This window comes from Microcoleus sp. PH2017_09_SFU_O_A (genome assembly GCF_020738625.1).
In the GTDB taxonomy this organism is placed as follows: Bacteria; Cyanobacteriota; Cyanobacteriia; order Cyanobacteriales; family Microcoleaceae; genus Microcoleus.
Genome location: NZ_JAEQCF010000090.1, coordinates 1 through 24,758, shown reverse-complemented (window position 1 = coordinate 24,758; position 24,758 = coordinate 1). Strand labels below are relative to the sequence as shown.

The 24,758-nt window shown below is 47.0% G+C and carries 18 protein-coding genes; 11 read left to right on the top strand and 7 right to left on the bottom strand.

What is annotated here, in order from left to right:
- The first annotated feature begins 52 nt into the window (after positions 1 to 52).
- The 8 genes from JGK16_RS27280 to JGK16_RS27245 all read left to right on the top strand — a co-directional run bounded on the left by JGK16_RS27280 (position 53) and on the right by JGK16_RS27245 (position 7,759).
- On the top strand, positions 53 to 952 hold the full coding sequence (locus tag JGK16_RS27280) for a hypothetical protein (protein ID WP_293193253.1): 900 nt from the start codon (positions 53 to 55) through the stop codon (positions 950 to 952).
- A gap of 31 nt (positions 953 to 983) precedes the next feature.
- Complete coding sequence (locus JGK16_RS27275) at positions 984 to 1,388, top strand: hypothetical protein (protein ID WP_293193254.1); 405 nt, start codon at positions 984 to 986, stop codon at positions 1,386 to 1,388.
- A 187-nt stretch (positions 1,389 to 1,575) separates the two neighbouring features.
- Positions 1,576 to 2,634 (top strand): D-alanine--D-alanine ligase family protein, encoded by a 1,059-nt coding sequence (locus tag JGK16_RS27270; RefSeq protein WP_293184437.1) that lies wholly within the window; start codon positions 1,576 to 1,578, stop codon positions 2,632 to 2,634.
- A 261-nt stretch (positions 2,635 to 2,895) separates the two neighbouring features.
- Positions 2,896 to 4,008, top strand: coding sequence for an AI-2E family transporter (locus JGK16_RS27265; protein ID WP_293193255.1), 1,113 nt, complete (start codon positions 2,896 to 2,898; stop codon positions 4,006 to 4,008).
- An 810-nt stretch (positions 4,009 to 4,818) separates the two neighbouring features.
- Positions 4,819 to 6,069 (top strand): HhoA/HhoB/HtrA family serine endopeptidase, encoded by a 1,251-nt coding sequence (locus JGK16_RS27260; protein ID WP_293193256.1) that lies wholly within the window; start codon positions 4,819 to 4,821, stop codon positions 6,067 to 6,069.
- 216 nt (positions 6,070 to 6,285) lie between these two features.
- A complete protein-coding gene (locus tag JGK16_RS27255) occupies positions 6,286 to 7,158 on the top strand; it encodes an MBL fold metallo-hydrolase (RefSeq protein ID WP_293193257.1) in 873 nt (290 codons plus the stop codon).
- A 41-nt stretch (positions 7,159 to 7,199) separates the two neighbouring features.
- Positions 7,200 to 7,424, top strand: coding sequence for a DUF433 domain-containing protein (locus JGK16_RS27250; protein WP_293184449.1), 225 nt, complete (start codon positions 7,200 to 7,202; stop codon positions 7,422 to 7,424).
- Positions 7,421 to 7,759, top strand: coding sequence for a DUF5615 family PIN-like protein (locus JGK16_RS27245; protein WP_293193258.1), 339 nt, complete (start codon positions 7,421 to 7,423; stop codon positions 7,757 to 7,759). The genes JGK16_RS27250 and JGK16_RS27245 overlap by 4 nt, the downstream gene beginning before the upstream one ends.
- Before the next feature lie 43 nt (positions 7,760 to 7,802).
- On the opposite strand, the gene JGK16_RS27240 is transcribed toward JGK16_RS27245, so the two are convergent.
- The 5 genes from JGK16_RS27240 to gcvH form a co-directional block, all read right to left on the bottom strand.
- Positions 7,803 to 9,512 (bottom strand): glycoside hydrolase family 44 protein, encoded by a 1,710-nt coding sequence (locus JGK16_RS27240; protein WP_293184453.1) that lies wholly within the window; start codon positions 9,510 to 9,512, stop codon positions 7,803 to 7,805.
- Positions 9,513 to 9,601: 89 nt separating this feature from the next.
- On the bottom strand, positions 9,602 to 10,213 hold the full coding sequence (locus tag JGK16_RS27235) for an RloB family protein (RefSeq protein ID WP_293184456.1): 612 nt from the start codon (positions 10,211 to 10,213) through the stop codon (positions 9,602 to 9,604).
- Between the two features lie 5 nt (positions 10,214 to 10,218).
- Positions 10,219 to 11,616, bottom strand: coding sequence for an ATP/GTP-binding protein (locus tag JGK16_RS27230; RefSeq protein ID WP_293184459.1), 1,398 nt, complete (start codon positions 11,614 to 11,616; stop codon positions 10,219 to 10,221).
- A gap of 168 nt (positions 11,617 to 11,784) precedes the next feature.
- Positions 11,785 to 14,784, bottom strand: a complete 3,000-nt coding sequence (gene gcvP / locus JGK16_RS27225; RefSeq protein WP_293193259.1) for an aminomethyl-transferring glycine dehydrogenase — start codon at positions 14,782 to 14,784, stop codon at positions 11,785 to 11,787.
- 340 nt (positions 14,785 to 15,124) lie between these two features.
- Positions 15,125 to 15,514: a glycine cleavage system protein GcvH gene (gcvH, locus tag JGK16_RS27220; protein WP_293184463.1), complete on the bottom strand. Its 390-nt coding sequence runs from the start codon at positions 15,512 to 15,514 to the stop codon at positions 15,125 to 15,127.
- Between the two features lie 60 nt (positions 15,515 to 15,574).
- Here gcvH and JGK16_RS27215 point away from each other — a divergent pair, with 60 nt between their 5' ends.
- A complete protein-coding gene (locus JGK16_RS27215) occupies positions 15,575 to 16,402 on the top strand; it encodes an alpha/beta hydrolase (RefSeq protein ID WP_293193260.1) in 828 nt (275 codons plus the stop codon).
- A 176-nt stretch (positions 16,403 to 16,578) separates the two neighbouring features.
- Here JGK16_RS27215 and JGK16_RS27210 read toward each other — a convergent pair whose 3' ends face one another.
- Both JGK16_RS27210 and JGK16_RS27205 read right to left on the bottom strand, forming a co-directional pair.
- Positions 16,579 to 18,873: a phosphodiester glycosidase family protein gene (locus JGK16_RS27210; RefSeq protein ID WP_293193261.1), complete on the bottom strand. Its 2,295-nt coding sequence runs from the start codon at positions 18,871 to 18,873 to the stop codon at positions 16,579 to 16,581.
- 282 nt (positions 18,874 to 19,155) lie between these two features.
- The gene (locus JGK16_RS27205; protein WP_293193262.1) at positions 19,156 to 19,368 is read right to left on the bottom strand and encodes a hypothetical protein; all 213 of its coding nucleotides are present in this window, start codon (positions 19,366 to 19,368) and stop codon (positions 19,156 to 19,158) included.
- 136 nt (positions 19,369 to 19,504) lie between these two features.
- Here JGK16_RS27205 and JGK16_RS27200 point away from each other — a divergent pair, with 136 nt between their 5' ends.
- Both JGK16_RS27200 and JGK16_RS27195 read left to right on the top strand, forming a co-directional pair.
- A complete protein-coding gene (locus JGK16_RS27200) occupies positions 19,505 to 24,241 on the top strand; it encodes a glutamate synthase-related protein (protein WP_293193263.1) in 4,737 nt (1,578 codons plus the stop codon).
- Positions 24,242 to 24,482: 241 nt separating this feature from the next.
- Positions 24,483 to 24,695 carry a hypothetical protein gene (locus JGK16_RS27195; protein ID WP_293203519.1) on the top strand — a complete coding sequence of 71 codons (213 nt, stop codon included), beginning with the start codon at positions 24,483 to 24,485 and terminating at the stop codon, positions 24,693 to 24,695.
- Positions 24,696 to 24,758: the final 63 nt, after the last annotated feature.

Genomic DNA, 24,758 nt, shown 5'->3' with positions numbered 1-24,758 from the left:
CCTCCCTTCCATATCCACTAACTCAAAACTATTCCCCGTTCCCCTGATTAAAATGGAAAAACCAATTCGCATTTTACTGCAAACAACGATTCCAACAACTGAGGATGACTGGAGTATCGAGCGTTTCTCTTTGTTGCGAGACTATTTGGCTAATCTGAAGGACGATCGGGGAAATCAATTATTTCAAGTAATGGCAAGAAACCGCGAATCAAATATAGAAGGGAATGACCCAATCCTAAGCAGTTTGGGAGAATCAATATTTGACGAGCTGTGGCTGTTTGCTGTTGATGTAGGAGACGGTTTGACTGAAAAAGATTGTGCGGGAATTAAGGCTTTTCACCAACGGGGCGGGGGGATTTTGGCAACTCGCGACCATCAAGATTTAGGTTCGTCTATCTGCACTATTTCTGGTGTGGGGGCTGCACATTTTTTTCAAACTAAAAATCCCGATCCAGATCCATCGAAACATTGCATAGATGATGTTGATACTACTAATATTTCTTGGCCTAACTATCATTCTGGACGCAATGGGAATTATCAGAGAATTATCGCGATCGATCCGGTACATTCTCTTTTGAAAAGGCCTGGTGCTTCTGCCGAAGCGATCGAGTTTTTTCCGGCTCATCCGCATGAAGGTGCTGTGGGTGTCCCCCCAGGCGATCAGTACGGTAGGGTAATTGCACAAGGGAAAAGTTTGGTGAGCGATCGCATTTTTAACCTCGCTGTTGCTTTCGAGTGGCCTCCCGATACGATCGGAAATCAGCTCGGACGTGGAGTGGCTCAATCGACTTTTCATCACTTCTGCGATTATAATTGGAATTTGGATATGGGTTGTCCAAGCTTTGTGACTGAACCGCCGGGAAACACTATGCAAACAGAGTCACAGGCTTTAGATGATATCAAAACTTATGTCCGCAATTTAGCTTTGTGGCTGGCTGGAACACCGCAATAAAACTCTAATACGAAAAAAGAGTCTAAATAACATGACACAAAATTCTGAATTTGACAAGACGCAAAATTCAATTCCTCAAGTGGAATTGCCGCAGCCAAACGAACGTGGAGAGTATAAAAGAACATCTCACCGATATTGGGAAGCCACAGATTCAGACCCCAACGGTGTTAAATGTCGCATGGGCCCGCACTCTATTCAGGAAATAGAAGACCCTGGAAGCAAGGTAAATTTAAATATTGGCAGTTGGCCTGTAGTTGGTACTTTGAAACCAGGGCAGAATTTTGAAATCTATCTGGGCCCTAGCGGATTGGGGGTTTTGTACGATGCCCAACGTCAACCTTGGTTTTTTATAGAAAAAAGTGAGGGTACCGGCGCGCCGAGTAATTGTTTTGTGCCGGCTAACAGCAGATTTGTCAAACCAATACAGCCCCAGTAACCTCCATAGATAATATTTGCTAGAGTCTCGGAGTCTTTTAACAAGATATATTTTTTTACCGCAGAGAGCGCAGAGGACACAGAGGAAGAGTGGAAGGGAGGGGATAGGTAGTCTTAAAGCGTTCATTTCTGCGTTGGCTGCGCTCTCTGCGTGTATATTTATCAAAAAGTATCGGGAGTATGGAAAAATGACGAAGATGCGGATCGGGTTACTCTTCGGCGGGCGATCGGGCGAACATGAAGTCTCTATTAGTTCGGCAAGGGCGATCGCCCGTGCCCTCGCTGCTGACGAAAATGCTTCTAAATACGAAGTTCTGCCCTTTTACATCCAAAAAGACGGCCGCTGGCTGTCGGGAACATTACCGCAGCAAGTCTTAGCCGCCGGCAAACCTCTGGAAATAGAGTCACAAGCAGGAGAAGCTTGGCAATTTCCTAATTTTAATGGAGTAGATGTTTGGTTTCCGGTTTTACACGGGCCTAACGGTGAAGACGGTACGGTGCAAGGATTGCTGAAATTATTGCAAGTTCCTTTTGTCGGTTCGGGGGTTTTGGGTTCGGCGATGGGAATGGATAAAATTGCGATGAAAATGGCTTTTGCTAACGCAGGTTTGCCGCAGGTAAAATACATCGCTGTCAATCGTTCCGAAATCTGGTCGAATCCTTGCGTTTTCCCCAAACTGTGCGACAAAATTGAAGCTGAGTTGGGCTATCCTTGCTTTATTAAACCAGCAAATTTGGGTTCGTCTGTGGGCATTTCTAAGGCTCGATCGCGCGCTGAGTTAGAAGCCGCTCTTGATGGCGCCGCCAGCTACGACAGGCGGATCATTGTGGAAGCTGGTGTGGTTGCTAGAGAGTTAGAATGTGCGGTTTTGGGCAACGATAATCCGAAAGCTTCAACGGTGGGAGAAATTAGTTTTCAAAGCGATTTCTACGACTACGAAACTAAATATACTGAGGGACAATCCGAGTGTTCAATTCCGGCAAAAGTCAGCAGTGCGATCGTCTCGCAAATCCAAGAAATGGCAGTGCAAGCATTCTTAGCCATTGACGCTGCCGGTTTAGCGCGGGTAGACTTTTTCTACGTTGAATCAACCGGAGAAGTTTTGATTAACGAAATCAACACTTTCCCCGGATTTACAGCTACCAGTATGTATCCTCAAATGTGGGCGCATGATGGTATTTCTTTCCCCGAATTAGCAGACCGTTTAATTCAATTAGCTCTCGAACGGCACGGCGAAAAAGCTTGAATTGTGAGCCTCAAACTCCTTTCCTAAAAATAGCAAAAAATAAGTTATTCCGCAGGTAATATATCCATACCAGCGTCAACGAGATAACATGGTTGTGGCAGGGAGTACCTGCCCACAGCCCAATTTCTGCTACTAGCAGAGCAAGTGGGAATTTTTAGCAGCCTGGTATAACTAAATGCAACATAAAATCGTTAACGGAGAACGGCGAATAGCAGCGTCAATCTCACATCTGGCATCTCAAATTTTAACTTGGTTAACTTAATGAGACGTTTCACTAAACTGCCGCAGTGGTGGACTTACGGACTGTTATTCCCTCTAGCGGTACTCAACTGCTGGTTAGCCCTCCTAGTGTTTGAATATTTTCGCGCTCTGATTACTGTTTTGGTAATCGCTACAGTGTTCTCTTTTTTGCTAGATTATCCAGTGCGTTTTCTGCGTAAATACGGGCTGAAGCGCGATCGCGCAGTTTTGTCGGTGTTGTTCGTAACTTTACTGATATTGGTGGTTTTAGGTGTCACTCTGGCTCCGATTCTGCTGAACCAAATCACTGAACTCGCTACTCGACTCCCAACTTGGATAGTTTCCGGTACAGAACAGATTGAAGCGTTCAATAAGTGGGCAGAAAATCGCAATCTTCGCATTGATGTTAGCGGTTTGACTACTCAATTGAGCGATCGACTTTCAACTCAATTGCAGTCTCTCACTGGCGAAATCCTCAAATTTGGCTTGGGTGCGGCAGACAGTCTGGTGAATTTTCTGCTGACAATAGTTCTGACATTCTACTTGCTCTTGCATGGCGATCGCGTGTGGGAAGGATTGTTTAAATGGTTTCCCTCCAAACAGAGCCTGCAATTGCGACAGTTGCTGGCGCGAAGCTTCCACAACTACTTCGTCGGACAAGCAACCTTGGCGGGTTTGATGGGACTGTCGATGACGGTGGCTTTTTTAATTTTGCGAGTTCCCTTCGGGCTGCTTTTCGGTTTGGGTGTCGGTGTAATGACGATGATTCCCTTCGGGGCACCTTTCAGTATTTGCGTTGTCAGTTTGCTGATTACACTAAGCAACTTTTGGCTCGGTGTGACAGTTTTAGCTGTCGCGACAGTCATAGAGCAAGTAATTGAAAGCGGGGTTGCTCCTCGATTATTAGGTGGTTTTATCGGCCTCAATCCGGTGTGGATTTTAGTGTCTCTGTTAGTGGGAGTTAAGGTGGCGGGAGTAGCAGGTTTGTTAGTTGCTGTACCGATGGCTGGTTTTATTAAGAATACTGTTGATATTTTGGAAACTTCCAGGAACAAGTCGAGGGAAATTGATGCGGTTAGTTCCATTGAACCCAATAAAGTTGAGAGCGGAGATTCCAACAGGGAAAAACTATGAAAAATAGACACAGTTTGCTTTCCTCCGGATCGCGAAAGCTAACGTTCTTCTCTTGGTTTTGCAAGAAGCATTTTTTATGGTAGTGCGAGCGTCCCCGCTCGCGTGCTTGTACAAGCACGCGAGCGGGGACGCTCGCACTGTAAATGCAAAACTGAAACGCTCCCCTTCTCTTGGGATAGTGTTAAGTGAACCGTATTGCGATCGAACCTACGGAAAATAATACTATTTTAGGATCGCGAATTAAATAACTGACAATTTTAATTGTTATTGTGGGATGGGCGTCCCGCCCGTCCAAAAAGTACGGGCTCTCCCGCCCATCCCACTTTCAAGAGTGGAAGTTATTTAATTCTCATTCCTTAGATTAACGTTCATAGCCGTAGGATAGGGATACATCGACAATCCTCAAGAAAGAGCGACTGTTTCGAGCGAGCAACGCACCGGTTTCATTGCAGGCTAAGGAAACAAACCCAACATTTTTGTTTGAGTTATGGGCTGCCGGTAGCAAGGCCATGAAGATTTTCCAGGAAATGCGGAATATGCGGATCCGTTACCGTAGTTGGTATTATCGCAGGTGTGGCAATTCGTCAGTCCTCACCCAGGGCGATCGCGCTGACCACCTAAAATCAACAATTTGCCTGCAACAGTCTGGTTTCTACTCCAGCCTGTAGGGTAAATCCCACCACCCAAACACATCTGATAAATGTTTCAATTAAAATGAAAGAACATTGAGTTCTAAGTTGATTGCACTAGGTGCTAAAACTACCAAACCATAATTATAAATTTCGCCCATTCTCCTAGCAAATTAATACTATGTCAACCCCCAAAAAATCTAATCAAACTCAACCTTCTCGTCGTTTTTCTGTGCCGAAAAAACTTGCTTTTTTATCCCTCGTTTTGCTCGGCTCCACGGCAACTGTCGGCTGCAACGCCCTAAATTCGCAAGTTCCTGGCAGTTCTAATGCTATCAAAGCCGAACAACCTGCAAGCGCAGCGCCAATCTCAGCTTTACCTGCAAATATATTGCCGAATCAAGACTCTAATTTTGTGACTAAAGTAGTGCAGGAAGTCGGCCCGGCAGTAGTACGAATTAACTCGTCTCGCACAGTGAAAAACCAAGCTCCAGAAGAGATTCCCGAACAATTCCGCCGCTTCTTCGATCCAGATTCTCCGATTGGGTCTCAGCCGGGAAATCGAGTACAACGAGGCTCTGGTTCGGGTTTTGTTTTTGGTTCCGACGGCCGCATTTTGACTAACGCTCACGTTGTTGATGGCGCCGATACGGTGACGGTAAAACTGAAGGATGGCCGTGAATTGGCAGGCAAAGTTTTGGGCGTAGATACAGTTACTGATGTGGCTGTTGTTAAAGTTGAGGCTACCGATTTGCCTGTGGTGAGTTTGGGTAAATCTGAAGATTTACAGCCGGGAGAATGGGCGATCGCGATCGGCAATCCCCTCGGTTTGGACAATACCGTGACTGTCGGTATTATTAGCGCGACAGGCCGTTCTAGCGCCGATGTGGGCGTTCCCGACAAGCGCGTCAGCTTTATTCAAACCGACGCCGCCATCAATCCCGGCAATTCCGGCGGCCCGTTGCTGAACCAGCGGGGTCAAGTTATCGGCATGAATACGGCGATTATTGAAGGTGCCCAAGGGTTGGGTTTTGCGATTCCGATCGATCGGGCCCAACAAATTGCCAACCAATTAGTCAGTACCGGAAAAGCCGAACATCCTTATCTCGGCGTTCGGATGTTGAGCATTACTCCCGAAGTCAAAGCAGAATTCAATAAAAATCCCAACGCCAAATTGAGGCTGACTGAAGATAAAGGCGTGTTAGTTATGGGAGTTGCAAAAAATTCGCCGGCGTCACAAGCTGGAGTGCGCGTTGCTGACGTGATCAAAAAAATCAACGGTACAGAAGTCACCGATGCTGGCAGCGTACAGCAAATTGTCGAGAAAAGTACAGTAGGCAAGGATATGCAGCTTGAGTTGAGCCGCAGCGGACAACCTGTGACTGTGGCGGTGACAACTGGTGCTTTTCCAGCGGGCCAGAAGCAGCAGTAGAATTGAAACTTTGAGTTTGCAGTCTGCTTGGGAACGGGCTCTCCGGCCCGTTCCACAAAAAAGTTAAATTCTGATGGAACCGGTAGTATTTTTAGGAACGGGCAAGATGCCAATTCCACAAGAAAGTTAAATCCTGGTGGGGTGGGCATCTTGCCCGCCCCGAATTTTTTATATAATGGGCTTCTCGCCCTGATTAGTGATTAAAAGGTATAAAAAATGGCTCACATCAATTTACGCCGCCCCGAAAATATCAGCGGTAATTTTTACGTAGATAGTAGCTGCATTGACTGCGATACTTGTCGGTGGATGGCACCGGAAGTCTTTACTCAAGCCGGAGAACAGTCTGCGGTTTACCAGCAGCCGACAAACGAGACAGCATCCATGCGAGGTCTCGCGGCTCTTTTGTCTTGTCCGACAAGTTCGATCGGCACTGTTGAAAAACCCAAAAACATCAAAGAAGTTCAACAAAACTTGCCAGCACTGGTAACAGACAATATTTACCACTGTGGCTACCATTCAGAAAAATCCTACGGGGCTGCTAGTTATTTGATTGTCCGTCCAGAGGGCAATATTTTAGTTGATTCTCCGCGTTTTGTGCCGCCGTTAGTGAAAAATATCGAAGCAATGGGTGGCATTCGCTATCTATATTTAACTCACCGGGATGATGTGGCAGACCATCAAAAATACCGGGAGTATTTTGAGTGCGATCGCATTTTGCATACCGACGAAATAAATGCGGACACTCGCAGTGTGGAAATTCAATTATCTGGCAATGAACCGCATCAAATAGCTGATGATTTGTTGATTATTTCTGTACCCGGTCACACGAAAGGTCACACAGTTTTACTTTATAATAACAAGTTTTTGTTTAGCGGCGATCATCTCGCTTGGTCAGAAAATTTACAGCATTTGATTGGTTTTCGGACAGCCTGTTGGTATTCTTGGGCAGAACAAATCAAATCAATGCGAAACTTGGCTAATTACTCGTTTGAATGGGTGTTGCCGGGACATGGGCGGAGATATGATGCGGACAGAGAAACAATGCAACAGCAAATGCAGAAGTGTATTGATTGGATGGTTGATGCTTAATGTGATATAATGAAGATAAGTGTTCACCCTCACTAACTTGAATGTTGGAACTACTTGCAAGAATCACAATTAATCCCAGACAGTGTAGTGGTCGTCCCTGTATTCGTGGCATGAGAATTCGGGTATCAGATGTACTAGACTTATTTGCGGCCGGTTTGAGTGCTGAACAAATTCTCGAAGAAATGCCCGATTTGGAAAGAGATGACCTCAAAGCATCTCTTTTGTACGCATCACGTAAACTTAATCATCCAGTGTTAGTTGCATGACGATCTGGGTAGATGCACATCTGCCACCAGCGATCGCAACCTGGATGACTAATACACTTGGAGTAGCAGCGGTAGCCTTGCGCGACATTGGACTGAGAGATGCTGAAGATCCTGAAATTTTCGAGGCCGCCAAAGCGCAGGGAGTTATTTTGATGACTAAAGACAGCGACTTTGTTGATTTGGTCGATCGTCTTGATTCGCCTCCACAAATTATCTGGTTGACGTGTGGCAATACATCAAATGATCGGTTGCGAGAGATTCTTAGTGCACATTTGTTAGATGCGCTGGAACTTTTGAGAACCGGTGAAAGGTTAGTGGAGATTAGCGGGGATTAGTCGCCACAGTAAAAATTCCAATGCTAGTGGATTTGACAACTGACTAAGCCTTCGCTTTCGGAATGGCAACCAAAGTAATAGAATTAGCTGGGTAAGTTGCCTGAAAGCCAGCAGCGCTGACACTTAAATCGTTCTGACGGACGATCGCCCGCAAGTTCGCCTCGCTGTAGGTGTAAACTTGAGCTTTGGCACCTGGGTTAAAGCCTTTCAGACTCAAGTTGCTGGTCAAGTTTTTACTGGTTTTGTTAATGATTACCAGCGTCAAAGCACCATCCTGAGTGCGTTGTGCTCCGTAGATTGACAATTGTCCCAGATCTGTACTTTGCGATCGCACCCAAGTCTCCCCGTACTTGCTGCCCTTACCGTCATAATTCATGTAGGTTCGGAAGGCATAAGCCCCCGGTTCCGAAGACTTGGGAGGCCCCCACAGCGTCGCTAAATCCAGTTGTTCCCGCCCAAAAATCCCCAGGATCTCGGCTTGAGTTAAGGCACCGTTCATCGACTCCAAACCGCCCCAATTGTATTCAGTAATGGCGACTTTTGTACCTGGGTAATCTTGCTTGACCCATTCTCGAAACCGGGGTATAATTGTTAGCGGCGGATTGTATTTACCAATCCAACTTTCATCAGTATAAGTGCTGTCCCACAGAGAACGAGTCGATCGCAATCGGGCTGCTTGCGTCTTAGCATCGCCGGCGGGACAATTAGCCAAACAGAGGTCATCGACGACAGGATAGTAGTGTTCGTCGAAATAGTCGAGGATGCGAACACCTTTTTGCTGTTCGTAGGCGCGCATTTGCTGCAAGTACCACCGCGCGAACCAGACGCCACCGTGTTTTTCGCGATCGCCCTTTACCCCAGAATCCACATAAACCGGCCAGCCAAAATCCGATGGCCCGAGTACCTTAGCGGTGGGATCTGTGGCTTTTACCATTGACGCATATTGGAAAGTGCGATCGCGCAATTCGTCATAACTTGTCGGTTCTGGATGAACATCGCGGTGAGTGTTTCCCCAACCGCTTGGTTCATTGTCCATTTGATAAATTTGCACGCCGCCCTTAGCGGCAGTACCGTGGGTTTTAACTAAATGTTGAACCCAAGCTTTTTGGAAATCTGGGTTACTGACAATACTAACATCAAGGCGGTTATTATTAGTAATTAAAGTGCCGTCGGGACGCTTCCCATTCCCGCACTTATCGCCTTCGGGAAAAATGTAGGGATTGGTTTTTTCTTGCGCGCCGTATTTGGATACTCTAAAACCGCAGTTCCAAGTGCTAAACTTATTTACATAGCCTATCATCGGGATGGTAACGATGCTTTTGCTGCCGTTATTGCGGTTAGTTTTGACAATTTTGTCAGTGGAATCGCCGGGAATGGGGTTTTTGTTGTCGCCGCCGCCGACGAAAAAGAAGTCATCGCCGACGTTGGAAGAATCGACTAACCAGTTGTAGCGGCTAGTGTGATTGGCGCCCCAGCGTTCCACCGGAATTCGCAACTCTTTGGCGAGGGCCGGATCTATGGCAAAATCGTTCATACCGTAGATGTCGGGACTGATGGAATGGCGATCGGCCCTCACGTCTACAGATAAGGTGGGACTGGCTGTTTGGGCGATGCCTACGGCCAGCTTCGCTAACGCACTTTTGAAGTAGGCCGCAGTGGCGATCGTTGCCAAAGCTGCCAAAACGCCTAATAATAGTAGGATAATCCAGCGTGGTTTGTTGGAGGGCGATCGCCACAAAAATCTTGTATTCATTTTGATAGTGCCTGAAAACTGGTTGTGCGATCTAAAAATGTTAATTAAATTATGCTAATTTCTTATTCACATTGTAGCAGATGTTGAAGTCAGCAGTCACTATCGAGACTGTCCCGCAGAATCTCAACAAGTCTATATACATGGGTTCCTAGTGTGGGTGGCCAATCTTGTTGAACACTTGGATGTAGATTTTTCGCTCGATTTACTGCATTTTCTGTATTTGGCTTGTAAGTAGAGAGATCCAAATTGCTACCATTGTAACTTCCTAAAATAGTTCGCAGTCTTCCCTTAAAATTATCGCAAGTCCTATCCTGGGGATTAATATCTTCAAAGTGTAAAGTTAACCATACTTCAAAACAAGGATTGCTAATAGCTAAATTATAACCTTTTTGCCTAGCTTGACTACAAACAGAACTCAACTTCTTTTGTCCCCAACGATCCACATCAGAAACCAGCCAAAGCATATCATCCTCATTTAGATCGTATCGTTCTTTGAATATATCTAAACGCTCTAAAACATATTCAGGTGAAGATTTGCCGTCTTCTGTAGTTGCTAATATCTCTATTTTAATTCTACTGCTATTAAATATCCTAAAATATTGTTTTTCAGTTTCTTTACCTTCCGTAGCAACTATAAATAGTTTGGCATCCCTCCTATCCTGTTGTCTGTCTAATAATTTTGTGCGCTTAATTTTTCCCATTGCTATTAGTTTGTTGTGACAGATACAGCGGTTTCACAATTAAGCCACCCTAAATTTTGAGGATTTCCAAAGAAGGGAATAGCCCCAAAACGTCCATTCAAATAGCCTTTCTCAATCTTCAGGTCTGGTCTCATTTTGAATTCGGCTAAGGAGTAAAGATTAGATGCACCTTGTTCGCTCTTTTCAACAAACCATATTTCATCACGCCGGAGTAAATCTAGGTCTAGCAAATTGGTATCGTGGGTTGTAAAGATCAGTTGGTTATTTTTGTCTCTACAATTAATTGCTAGTTGGACAAAGTTACGAGAAAGCAGAGGATGCAAACGCCTATCTAGTTCATCAAGGAAAAAGACTTTTTCTTCTTCTTGTTTGAGAATAAACAAAGCCGGAATTAGATTGATCAGACGTTGAGTCCCTTCTGATTCCTCTTCTATGGAAAAATCAATAAACCCTCCATCTTCACTGCGATGACGAGTTCTGAGTTGAATCAAAATTACTTGACTCTCATCATCTTTAAACAGGATATCTCTTGTACCTCCTAAGTTCTCAATCATTACAATTGAATTTTTTTCTGCTTGATTCAGGGCTTGAATCAGATTCTCTCTTAAAACTTTAGACATAGTTGGAAAGTGTCGCTCAAAATCCAACTCTACTTTCTCTGTGACTATGGAATCAATTCCTGTTCCTGCAAATTTAAGAAACTCACTCATAAAGTCTGTGAATGATTCATCACTGAGGACACTAATTTCTAAGCCGGTATAATCGGCTTCTGCTGGAATAATAGTTAATACTTTTCTGAACCAGTCAAAAATAGGTTGTAAAACAACAATATTTCGCTCAAGAGATTCTGTTAAAAAGAGTTGGTTTGGGCGCGTTCCCTCTGCAATAAAATCTAGAAACTGTTGACGCTTCTTACTTCTACCTTTAAGCTTTGAACCATATTCAACTGTGGTTTCTTTTTGGGATGATGTAATGCGTTCAAAATACATTACTTCTTGTTTTTTGCCATCAGGAATTCCATGTAGCCATTCTTCAAATATTTGCTCTCTATTTAATTTGAAGCCGTAGGAATATCGATCGCCTTTATGGGTAAAAATAAACTCAAACTTGCTTGGCTGCTTACTATAATCGCCCAATTTGAATGGATAAACAGGGATAGTTTGAGTGCTGCGAGTTCCCTGTACCACTAAGTTTTTGGCAAAACTTATAGCCTCGATCAGGTTTGACTTACCTGCTGCATTTGCTCCGTAAATTGCTGCAATCGGCAAGATCGATCGCCCTTTTTCTGCTATATCTTCAGCAAGGTGATCTATATGTTGTCTATCGCTATTAACTCCCACCATACTAAAAGTGACTTCATCCCTGAAGGATAAGAAATTTTCTATAGTAAGTTGAATTAACATTGTTTCTACCCATGAGGAATAGGATTCCGCTACTTTCAGGCACTATAGTAGCATAAAACGGGTATTTAGGAGAAAAAATCTCCTAAATTACCTAGTTTTACCCAAATTCTATCTCTTTAGACGGAGATTTAGGAGACGGAAATGAATTGAGACTGATGGATTTGAACCTTAAGTGTAAGCTTCCATTGGCAAACAAGAACAGACGAAATTACGATCGCCAAACGCATTATCTATCCGGCCCACCGCAGGCCAAAACTTATATTCGCGAGTCCAAGGAGTCGGATAAGCAGCTTCGGCGCGAGTATAAGGATGATTCCACTCATCAACCATCAGAGATTCTGCGGTGTGTGGCGCATTTTTCAAGACGTTATTTTGCGCGTCAACATTGCCATTTTCAATCTCGGCAATCTCCCCACGAATCGCAATCATCGCATCGCAAAAACGGTCTAATTCCTGCTTCGATTCGCTTTCCGTCGGTTCCACCATCACCGTACCGGCGACAGGCCAAGAAACTGTCGGCGCGTGATAGCCGTAATCCATCAGGCGTTTGGCGATATCATCGACTTCAATCCCTGCGGTTTTTTTGAGAAGTCGCAAATCCAGAATACACTCATGGGCGACTAAACCAGATTTCCCTTTGTACAAAACCGGATAATAGGATTCTAACCGTTGCGCCATATAATTCGCATTCAGAATTGCTACCTTCGTTGCCTCAGTTAAACCAACTCCTCCCATCATCCGAATGTACATCCAAGAAATAGTCAAAATGCTCGCACTTCCCCAAGGCGCCGCCGAAACAGCACCAACTGATTGCGATATTTCACCGCCTCCCTTACCAAGGGACGATTCTATCTTGCTCCCCCCCTTAGCAAGGGGGGGTTGGGGGGGGTAAGTTCTTAATTCTGTATCAGTAGAAGGCAAAAATTCCACCAAATGAGACATGACTCCAATCGGCCCCATGCCGGGGCCGCCACCACCGTGGGGGATACAGAAAGTTTTGTGCAAATTCAAGTGACAAACATCAGCACCAAAATCACCGGGGCGACACAAACCAACTTGAGCATTCATATTAGCCCCGTCCATATAAACTTGTCCGCCGCAGTTGTGGACAATCTCGCAAATTTCTTTGATTTCCGACTCAAACACGCCGTGGGTAGATGGATATGTTACCATCAAAGCAGCTAATTCATTTTTGTGTTTGTCGGCTTTCTTTTGCAAGTCGGCGACATCAATATTGCCCTGGGAATCGCACTCGACAGCAACTACTTTCATCCCCGCCATCACCGCGCTAGCCGGATTTGTACCGTGGGCTGACTGGGGAATTAAACAGATATTGCGGTGAGATTCGCCTCGGTGTTCGTGGTATTGGTGAATTACTAACAATCCCGCATATTCGCCCTGGGAACCTGCGTTTGGTTGCAAGGAAATTCCGGCAAAACCGGTGACTTCTGCTAGCCATTGTTCGAGTTGCACAAACATCATTTGATAGCCGCGAGTTTGGTTGCGCGGTGCAAAGGGATGTATGTTACCAAATTCCGCCCATGTCACGGGAACCATCTCGGCTGTGGCATTCAATTTCATCGTGCATGAACCTAGGGGAATCATCGATGTATTTAGCGATAAATCCTTGGCTTCTAAACGGTGCATATAGCGCAACAGTTCGGTTTCGGAATGGTAGCTGTTGAAAACTGGATGGGTGAGATAACTGGTTGTCCGATCGCAAAACTCAGGTAACATCATATAGGAAGTGAAGGCGTCTGCATTCAGCGGAACGCTCAGAGAATTCTCGCCGTCACCCCTGATATAATCCTTCTCCCGTGCAAAGATTTTCCACAACTCTTTGACATCGCCCGCCGTGACAGTTTCATCCAGAGTAATCCCCACGGTTGTTTCATCGAACACCCGCAGATTAATGTGGCGATTTTGAGCGGCTTGGAGAACTTCCGATAGCGGTTTATCTCCCAATTCTACCCGGAGAGTATCGAAGAAAGGTCGATCGCCAATTGCGTATCCAAAACTGGAAAGGCCAGATGCTAAAATTGCGGTTAAGCTGCGTACTTGTTCGGCAATTTGTTTGAGTCCAGACGGGCCGTGATAAACAGCATACATACTCGCCATCACTGCTAGCAAAACTTGGGCGGTACAAATATTGCTAGTTGCTTTTTCGCGGCGGATGTGCTGTTCGCGAGTTTGCAAAGCCAAACGTAAAGCAGATTTGCCGTTAGCATCTTTGGAAACGCCAACAATTCGCCCTGGAACTTGCCGTTTAAACTCTTCTCGCGTCGCGAAATAGGCTGCGTGGGGCCCTCCGAATCCCATCGGCACTCCGAAGCGCTGGGTGCTTCCTACGGCTATGTCAGCGCCGAATTCGCCGGGGGGTGTGAGGATGCAAAGACTCAAAATATCGGCGGCTACTGTGACTAAGGCGCCGGCTTGATGTGCCGATCGAATAAAATCGGTATAGTCGTAAATTGCGCCATCGGTGGCTGGGTATTGCAGAAGTGCACCGAAGATAGTACGATCGCACTCAAAGCTTTGATGATCGCCGACAATCACTTCAATTCCCAGCGGTTTAGCGCGAGTTTGCACCACTTCCACGGTTTGAGGGTGACAATCTTGCGAGACAAAAAACGCTTGTGCTTTATTTTTATTAGCGGCGTAACTCACCGCCATAGCTTCCGCAGCCGCAGTCGCTTCATCCAGCAAGGAAGCGTTAGCAATTTCCAAACCCGTGAGCTCGATTATCATGGTTTGGAAATTCAGCAAAGCTTCTAATCGCCCTTGGGCAATTTCGGCTTGGTAGGGAGTGTAGGCTGTATACCAGCCCGGATTTTCGAGGATATTGCGCTGGATAACTGGGGGTGTGATGCAGTTGTGATATCCTGTCCCGATGTACGATCGAAATACGTGATTTTTAGCAGCAATTTCTTTCAATTCTGCCAAAGCAGCGTACTCGCTTTTGGCTGCGGGAAGTTGTAGGGGTTGATTCATGCGAATCGCCGCTGGAATCGTTTTGTCAATTAACTCATCGAGGCTGGAAATACCCAAAACATCTAGCATTTGCTGGATTTCGCTGGGTGTTGGGCCAATATGTCTTCCCGCAAAACCGTCGATGGGGGAAAGGTTTTGCTGTTGGTTGGGTTCAATTTGCGGGCTGTAGAGTACCAAGGCTGATTCTCCTGAATGGATTTCTTATTACTTTGTAACATTTCGCAAAGAGAACAAGGAAGATTTTCTGCGTCTATCAAAGTCCGACAGGGGTTGAAACCCCTGTCTCATAGCAGAAGTCGTCTGAAGACGACTGTAGATTAAAGTCGGTGGTTGAAACCGCAAAGCGAGTTAAACGAAGTCTGCTTTAGCTGGCGAAGAGATCAAAGGGGTATTTAAGTCGGATTTGGTATCAGTCGTCTTTAGACGACTTGTGCTAAAAGCCCCGTGGGTTTCAACCCCTGGCGGATTGTGGAAGAATCAAGGAACCCCATGCCCCATGCCCTGTTTGGCCCATGCCCTATTCCCCTTCTACCATTTTGCGATAGTCTTGAACCGACAAAGCATCATCCGCATCGCTAGCGTTGTCAACGCGCACTTTCAGAAACCAGCCAGCGCCGTAGGGATCTTCAGCCAAGTTTTCGGGAGACTCTATAATGTCATCATTGCGTTCTACGACTGTACCAGTCACAGGCGCTTTCAAGTCTTCAACTGCTTTCACTGACTCGACTGTACCGAATGGTTCGCCCTTTTCCAACCCTGCACCGACTTCAGGCAAATCTAGAAACACAATATCACCGAGTTGGTCAACTGCAAAGGAACTGATGCCGATCGTGGCTATTTCCCCTTCGAGTCGGATGTATTCGTGAGTGTCTAGGTATTTTAGGTCATCGGGGTATTGTAGTGCCATGTTTTTTCTCGCAATGAACAAAGTCTCAATTAAATCTTATTAAATTATGGGCATTGAGTTATGGCAAATTGGAATAAAAAAAATATGAACCTTTTACTTTTCGGGGAATTCTCTGTCCAACGAGTCTTTAGCTCTATAATTTTTATCTACGCTTTTCTGTGTCTTTACGCAGTCTTTTTTTCAGACAGGTTGATTTTTCAACCTCCCGCTGCTGGCTACCAGGATACCAGCGAAATCATTAAACTTAGCTCAGCTAATGGTCTGAAAATTTCTGCTGTTCATTTTCCGAACCCCCAAGCCCAATATACCATACTTTACAGTCACGGCAATGCAGAGGATTTGGGATATATTTGGTCGGTTTTGCGAGAGATTCGAGATAGCGGGTTTGCTGTATTTGCTTACGATTATCAAGGTTACGGTACGAGTCAGGGAAAGCCTTCTGAGTATAATGTTTATCGCGATAGTTCGGCGGCTTACGGTTATTTAACCGAACAGTTGCGAGTTCCGCCTAAGCAGATTATTGTGTACGGACGTTCTGTTGGTGGCGGGCCGGCTATTGATTTGGCTTCGCGGCAATCTGTGGGCGGTTTGGTGGTTGAAAGTTCGTTTGTTTCGGTTTTTCGGGTGTTGACGCAGATTCCGCTTTTGCCATTTGATAAGTTTGTGAATGTTGATAAAATTGGTAAAGTACGATCGCCCGTTTTAGTAATTCACGGTAAGGCAGATCGGGTGGTGCCGTTTTGGCACGGAGAGCAGCTTTTTGCGGCTGCTAAGCAGCCGAAACTTAATTTTTGGGTCGATCGCGCCGGACACAACGATTTAATGGAGGTCGCTGGCGATCGCTATGCTACGACTTTGCGAAGGTTTGTTGGTGCGATCGCCAATTAAGTTTGCAGTCAGGACTTGAGTCCTCAGAAAGAAGGACTGATATCGTTTCCGGTTGCATCGGAATGATTTAACCGCAGAGAACGCAGAGGACACAGAGAGAATAGAGAGATTAACAATTCCCATGCTACCGGATTTGATATGAAGTCCGAACGATCGAACCTTTTTTTTCGATTTATTTAAGGTTGAATGAAAATGCCGATCGCATTATGGACTCTCGCAGCAGTAGACGGCGGGCGATCGAGCAAACTGCCTCCCAAATACAAACTTGTCGAACTTCCCCCATCCAAGTTTAAAGCCTCCACAGCACCCATTTGCTGCAATATCTGCGCCAGTTCCGCGAAATTTGGGCCGGCCCCGCCCGCGCGATTGTGCACAGCTACAATTAGCAAATTCCCCGCAGCAGTGCGCCCGATCGCACTCCGAATCGCCGTCTGTCGAACATACGCATCGCTAAAGCCTTCCGCCTTCGCATCCACAGCCACTCGACTGTTTTTTACCAACACCGGCCCGCCACCGAGAATGTAGGGAAAGCGGTTGAAATTAGCCGGAATTGTGTTAGTTTCCAAACGCAATAAATTTCCTGCTAGCAATTGGGATGCAGGAGACAAATCGGAACGCAAAGCTAAAATATAACCGTTTCCTGGAATTGGAAAATTGGTTTTTCCCGTGGCACCTCCGGGGGATTGACTGACAACTCTATCGCCCGCAACTGTGACAACTATTTCATCGTCGGAAAACGGAGTATAAGTCCCTCCCCAATCTGGATTGTAACGGCCGATTCCCGATTCCACGTAGGCACTATTTAACTGGGAAATAGATAAACGCTGATTTGCTGAAGTTATCAAAGTTTCTTGCAAAGTTAAACGATCGATCGCAAATTCGCCTCGATCGTTCCAAGCGATCGCCCCGCGATTCAATATCGGCCCGGAAAGCCATTTCGTATCCCGCCGAATCGCACCTAAAGCTAGTCGATTGATGCGATTGAAAAATCCGGCATTAATTGCAGCAGCCGTTCCCGAAAGTTCCGCTGTTTGTAATAAAGGTGCACTACCTTTCTCTGTCGGCGGATTGCTCAACAACGGTCGAATTTTGATGCCGGATTGACGCGGATTCACTTCTAAGGAATATACCGGGAAACGCGCTGTTCCTAAATTTTGATACTGTTGTCTCCATCGAACTCCCGCCGCCCAAGCAATGTCTTTTTCTACTAACGAGTCTGGGCGAATGTCGATTACTAATCGATGGGGATTTCCTAAACTGAAAACTTGCGGCCGCCAGCCTAAGGGAATTTGTACTTTTACTCTGGTTTGATTCCCCGCAGGTTCGATTTTTAGCGATCGCAATTGCTGACTGGTTGCAAAAATGCGATCGCCCAAAGTGCGATCGACTTTGGCATCGATCGCGATCGACCATTCTTGACTGGCGATCGCCTGTACGGGTGCTAGCGGCTGCGAGAATGCTGGTTTTGTCGGGTCGTCTGGTGTTTCGAGGTTTGGTGTTACGGGGCTGACCTGCAAAGGGATAGCGGGTTTTGTGGGGTCGTCTGTTGGTGATGGGCTGGGTGTATCCACAAAGTTAACTTGCCACGGGGCGGCGCGATCGAGATCGAGAACAATGCGATCGCCCGTTTCTCTGGCTGCTTGCCGAATTCCGGTGACATTTGCGGTTTGAGTGGTGATTTTTAGGAGATTATTGTCGATCGATATTTGCCAACCGGCAAGTTTAGCAAAATCGGTAATATCTAAGTAACGATACGCACCAGTCGATCGCACTGTCAAACTTTGAGCATTACTTAAAGATACGGAAAACCACTGTACAGGTTGTTTGGTACTGTCGGCGGTGGACAGCAAATCGACTCCGGCAGATTGCATTAAGCCAATGTCGGCAATCCAAGTTCGGATGTTCGCAGAATTGCTGTTTGTTGGCTGTTGAGTCCAAGCTAAGGGAATGATCCGCCCGTTGAGGGAGATTTGGCGACCTTGTTTGATTGTGGCAACTGGCGGTATAGATTGAGTCATCAGTTTTAACTCAGACTTTGCACTATTCTTGGACAGAGGCAAGATGCCTGTGCCACTATCCATCAAGCTATTTGTGGGGTGGGCATCTTGCCCGCCCCCAGAGGCCACAGGCAAGATGCCTGTGCCACTATTTATCAAGCCTTTCTTTGTGGGGTGGGCATCTTGCCCGCCCCCAGAGGCCACAGGCAAGATGCCCCCAGAGGCCACAGGCAAGATGCCTGTGCCACCATTTATCAAGCCTTTGTTTGTGGGGTGGGCTTCTAGCCCGCTCTTTTGGGCCACAGGCAAGATGCCTGTGCCACTCCGACTCTCTTGGGCTGTTGCAGGTTGATTCCAGACTGAGTACAGAAGGATCGTCGCCAGTACGGGTGAAATCGACACTGACAATATCCAGGGCCAAACACTCGATCGCCTTCTGTTAGCTGCTACTAGCCGTTTTTGTCTAATGTGCATTTTTTTATTCTGGAAACCTAAAACCATTAACCTTCAAAAACGCCTGTCTTATAGCACAACGGTAAAAAATTCTAATTTTATTGGATAATCTTAATTTCTTTGGCTGTGTAGTTGGCTGTAGTTAGTTGCATAATATTAAGGCAGGGTTTAATTAGTTGTGAGCCTCGCTGCTACAACACTACTTGCACCTACTCACGCCCGCGAGCAGGTGTCTTTTATGTCTGGGGCGCTGACGAAAGCAACTAAACACCGCAGTGAACAAAATAAAGCTAAAGTTACTATTTACTGATGTTCGCTGCAAGGCGATCGAGCGGACTCAGGAAAAAACACGCAAAAAACTCGATCGCCCCCAATATATCTAGTTGCAGGGCGGCAATTTATCAAAGGATCGCTGCTTTTTAACCGCAGCGTATTTTGCGAGATATCTCCGAAGCGATGCGATCGAGATAATTTAAAATCTCCAAACAGGGTTTCCGCGTTACGTACAGGAAGCATCTACGTAAATTTTTATCGAATCAGCTTGCTATGTGCTGTTTTAAGATTTACTAGACTCCCACCGCTCGGCAGCATTCTCTCTCCGAGCTATAAAAACAAATCAACCACACAATCACAGAAATAACATTCAATCAACATGGGTAACACGATCGATCTAAACAGCAACGTGCATCAAACTGAGCGAGGAACTCCATTTGCCGGCCAAAACTGGTTAGTGGAAGAAAGAGATGCCTGCGGTGTGGGGTTTATTGCCAATCAAAGCGGCGAAGCTACGCACTCACTTATTCAAAAAGCCCTCCCAGCCTTAACTTGTCTGGAACATCGCGGCGGTTGCAGTGCAGACTCCGATTCTGGCGACGGCGCAGGTTTGATGACTGCAATTCCTTGGGAATTGTTGCATACTTGGTTTGCCGAACAGGGAATTGTGCCTCCACCACAGGAAAACTGCGGGGTAGGAATGATGTTTCTGTCTCAAGATGAAAGTCAAGCCAATACCGCGCGGCAGGTGGTTGAGGAAGTTGTGAAAGCACGCGGTTTCACTGTGGTGGGATGGCGCAAAGTTCCCGTTGTACCGTCGGTTTTGGGCCCGCAAGCACGAGAAAATCAACCTCAAATTGAACAAATCATCGTAAGTTCACCGAATTTGCAGGGAGATGAGCTCGACAGACAGTTATTTCTCGCCCGCCGCACGATCGGACACTCGCTATCGGATCGCCCAGGCTTCACCCGCCAAGACTTTTATAGTTGCTCTTTTTCTTCCCGCACGATCGTCTATAAAGGCATGGTGCGATCGGCAATACTCGGAGAATTTTACCTCGATCTGAAAAATCCCGCTTATAAAAGCGCCTTTGCCGTCTATCACCGCCGCTTCAGCACCAACACCATGCCCCGCTGGCACCTAGCCCAACCCATGCGCTTGCTGGGACACAACGGCGAAATTAATACGCTGTTGGGCAATATTACCTGGATGAAAGCGCGACAAGCGAATTTATCTCACCCGAATTGGAGTCAAGCCGACATCGACACCTTCAATCCCATTGTCAACTCCGAAAGCAGCGATTCGGCAAACTTGGACAACGTGATGGAAATGTTGGTGCACTCCGGCCGATCGCCCCTGGAATCGCTGACAATTATGGTGCCCGAAGCCTACAAAAATCAGCCGGATTTGGTTCCCTATCCCGAAATTGTCGATTTTTACGAATATTACAGCGGTATTCAAGAACCTTGGGATGGCCCGGCGCTGTTGGTATTTAGCGATGGCAAGCAAGTAGGTGCTACGCTCGATCGCAACGGTTTGCGTCCAGCCCGCTACTGCATTACTAAAGACGGTTTGGTAATTGTCGCCTCCGAAGCCGGAGTTGTCGATATTCCCGAAGCAGATATCGTCGAAAAAGGCCGCTTGGGGCCCGGACAAATGATTGCAGTGGACTTGCAAACCAAGGAAATTCTCAAAAATTGGCAGCTAAAACAGCGGATTGCGAAGCGCCACCCCTACGGCGAATGGCTCAAACAACACCGCGAAACCTTGCAACCTCAGCCTTTTGCCGAAACCGCAACCCTCGACTCGCAAGCCCTGTTAGCCACCCAAACTGCTTTTGGCTACACCGCCGAAGATTTGGATATGGTAATTGTGGAGATGGCAAGTTCTGGAAAAGAACCGACTTTCTGCATGGGCGATGACATTCCCTTAGCTGTGTTGTCAGAAAAGCCTCAGTTACTTTATAACTATTTCAAACAGCGGTTTGCTCAAGTGACAAATCCGCCGATCGACCCCCTGCGCGAGGGGATGGTGATGTCGCTGACAATGAATATGGGTTTGCGCGGCAATTTACTGCAAGCAACACCGGAAAATGCCAAGCTGCTAAAAATTGATTCCCCCGTACTCAACGACGGTGAACTGTCTTTCTTGAAAGACCAAAAGTCTTTCCCTGCAAAGCAACTGTCAACTCTTTACAAAATTACTTCCGGGCCTGCTGGCTTGCAAAGCGCAGTCGAGCAACTTTGTCAAGATGCTGTGGAGGCAATTCGATCGGGCGCAAGAATTCTGATCTTGAGCGATCGACCATCGCAGAAAAAAGGCGAATCTGCTGCTGTGGGATTGAGTGATGAATGCACTTACATTCCCCCCTTGCTAGCAGTTGGTGCAGTTCACCACCACTTAATTAGCGTCGGGATGCGGATGCAAACTTCGCTGGTTGTGGATACGGCGCAGTGCTGGAGCACTCACCACTTCGCGTGTTTGATTGGTTACGGCGCGATCGCAGTTTGCCCTTATTTAGCACTGGAAAGCGTGCGCGGCTGGTGGTTTGACACCAAAACTCAAAATTTGATGGAACATGGCAAAGTTCCCAAGATTACCGTCACTGAGGCTCAAGCTAAATATCGCACAGCGGTAGAAAACGGCTTGCTGAAGATTATGTCGAAAATGGGGATTTCGCTGCTGTCTAGCTATCAAGGCGCGCAAATCTTTGAGGCGATCGGCATTGGCGCCGATCTGCTCAATTTGGGATTCAAAGGCACTGTGTCTCGAATCGGCGGTTTGAGTATCGCTGAACTTGCTAACGAGGTAATGTCTTTCCACTCTCAGGCTTTCCCCGAATTACTCCAGAAAAAGCTGGAAAACTTCGGCTTCGTGCAGTACCGCCGAGGTGGCGAATATCACATGAACAGCCCGGAAATGGCCAAGGCTTTGCACAAGGCTGTGGCTACATTTAAGGCTGATACTAACGGTAACGGTAACGGGGCCGAAGTCTCTCCCGCCGCGAGCGGGGACGCTCGCACTGAAGCAAAAACGGCTTACGATCATTACGAGGTTTACAAAAAACAGCTAGAAAACCGCCCGGTTACGGCTTTACGAGATTTGCTCGACTTTGCGAGCGATCGCCCTTCCATCCCCATCGAAGAAGTCGAATCTGTAGCAGATGTTGTCAAACGCTTCGCCACCGGCGGAATGTCTCTCGGCGCTTTGTCGCCGGAAGCCCACGAAACACTCGCCATTGCAATGAACCGCATCGGCGGCAAATCCAACTCCGGCGAAGGCGGCGAAGACCCGATTCGATACAATGTGCTGAACGATGTGAGCGCGGCCGGTTTCTCACAAACCCTACCTCACTTAAAAGGTTTGCAGAACGGCGATACAGCCTGTTCGTCCATCAAACAGGTAGCTTCAGGACGTTTCGGGGTAACTCCTGAGTATCTGATGAGCGCCAAACAAATCGAAATTAAAGTCGCACAAGGTGCGAAACCGGGTGAAGGCGGTCAATTACCGGGGCCGAAAGTGAGCGAGTACATCGCCTATTTGCGCCGATCGAAACCGGGTGTCACTTTGATTTCGCCTCCTCCTCACCACGACATTTATTCGATCGAGGATTTGGCGCAGTTGATTTTTGACTTGCATCAAATCAATCCGAAAGCGGGTGTTTCGGTGAAGTTGGTATCGGAAGTCGGTATCGGCACTGTAGCAGCGGGCGTTGCGAAGGCAAATGCTGATGTGATTCAAATTTCCGGCCACGACGGCGGCACCGGTGCGTCTCCACTTAGTTCGATTAAACACGCAGGTTCTCCGTGGGAACTCGGATTGACCGAAGTTCACCGAGTGCTGATTGAGAACAAGTTGCGCGATCGAGTTTTACTGCGCGTTGACGGCGGCTTCAAAACTGGTTGGGACGTAATTATCGGCGCTTTGATGGGCGGCGAAGAGTACGGTTTCGGCACCGTGGCAATGATTGCCGAAGGCTGCATTATGGCTCGCGTTTGCCACATGAATAGTTGTCCTGTGGGCGTCACAACTCAACAGGAACACTTGCGGAAACGGTTCCCCGGAACGCCGGAACACGTGGTTAATTTCTTCTATTTCGTAGCAGAAGAAGTGCGGAGTTTGTTGGCGAAGTTGGGTTATAAGTCGATCGCAGATATCATCGGCCGCGCGGATTTGCTGAAGATGCGGGATGGGGTGAAACTAACTAAAACTCAAGCGATTAATTTGGATTGTTTGACGAAGTTACCGGATACTAAGGGCGATCGATCTTTCTTAGTCCACGGCGACATTCACACCAACGGGCCTGTGCTGGATGACGAATTGTTGGCGGATGTTGAGATTCAAAGTGCGATCGGCAATCACGGCACTGTCAGCAAGAATGTAACATTGGTAAATACCGATCGCACTGTGGGAGCGCGTTTATCAGGTGCGATCGCGCTGCAACACGGCAACACCGGCTTTAGCGGTGAAATTACCCTCAACTGCACGGGTAGCGCGGGCCAAAGCTTCGGCGCGTTCAATTTGCCGGGGATGACGCTGGTACTGTCTGGCCAAGCTAACGACTACGTTGGTAAGGGGATGCACGGTGGCGAAATTGCGATCAAACCGCCGATTGGTGCGACGTATGATGCAGCCGAAAATGCGATCGTTGGCAACACTTGCTTGTACGGCGCGACGGGCGGAACCCTGTTAGCTGCGGGTAAAGCGGGCGAACGGTTTGCGGTGCGTAACTCAATGGCGAAAGCAGTCATTGAAGGTGCAGGCGATCACTGTTGCGAGTACATGACTGGTGGCGTGATCGTCGTCCTAGGAAAAGTCGGCCGGAACGTCGGCGCTGGAATGACTGGCGGCTTGGGTTATTTCCTCGATGAAGATGGCAATTTCCCGGCTCACGTCAACGGGGAGATTGTCAAGATGCAGCGGGTTTCTACAGCCGCTGGGGAAGCGCAGTTGAAGGAGTTGATTGAGATGCAGTGCGATCGAACGGGCAGCAAAAAAGCCGCGAAGATTCTCGCAAATTGGTCGGAATATTTGCCGAAGTTCTGGCAAGTTGTGCCGCCAAGTGAAGCGAATTCGCCGGAGGCTTCGGAACAAAAGATTGCTGTGGAAGTTTAATTTTGCGGCTGGTTAAATAGATGAGGGGTGACGCGAGTTGCCCCTTTTTTGATAATTATTCTGGGTTTTTGAGCTGTAGAGTCGATCGCAACGCTGCGGTGCTATACTAAATGTCAGGTGTAACACCTGTTAACATAAGCAACTTTTAAAGCTATATGAAGACAGGTGTATTACCCGAGGACAAGTGTTTGAAGGTAAAGAGTAGAGATAATGGGTATTAATGTATGCGAGCAAACAAGCAATGCCTTCCAAAAAGCCTGTAATCACCATCCGGGTGAACCCTGAAGAATATGAGGTTTTGCAAGAATGGGCTGATTCCGAGTTCAGAAGTGTGCCCAGCTTAGTGCTGGCATTCGTTCGGAAAACGCTCTTAGAGCGCAAGCAGCAACACCCAGACTATCGAACTCAACAACCTAAATCTAAGTGCGACTCGTTGATTGGCAAATCACGGTAAACAGTCCGTACATAGCTAATCCAACTCTAACCAACAACGGAAAAGAGTTGAACTCTCGGAGAT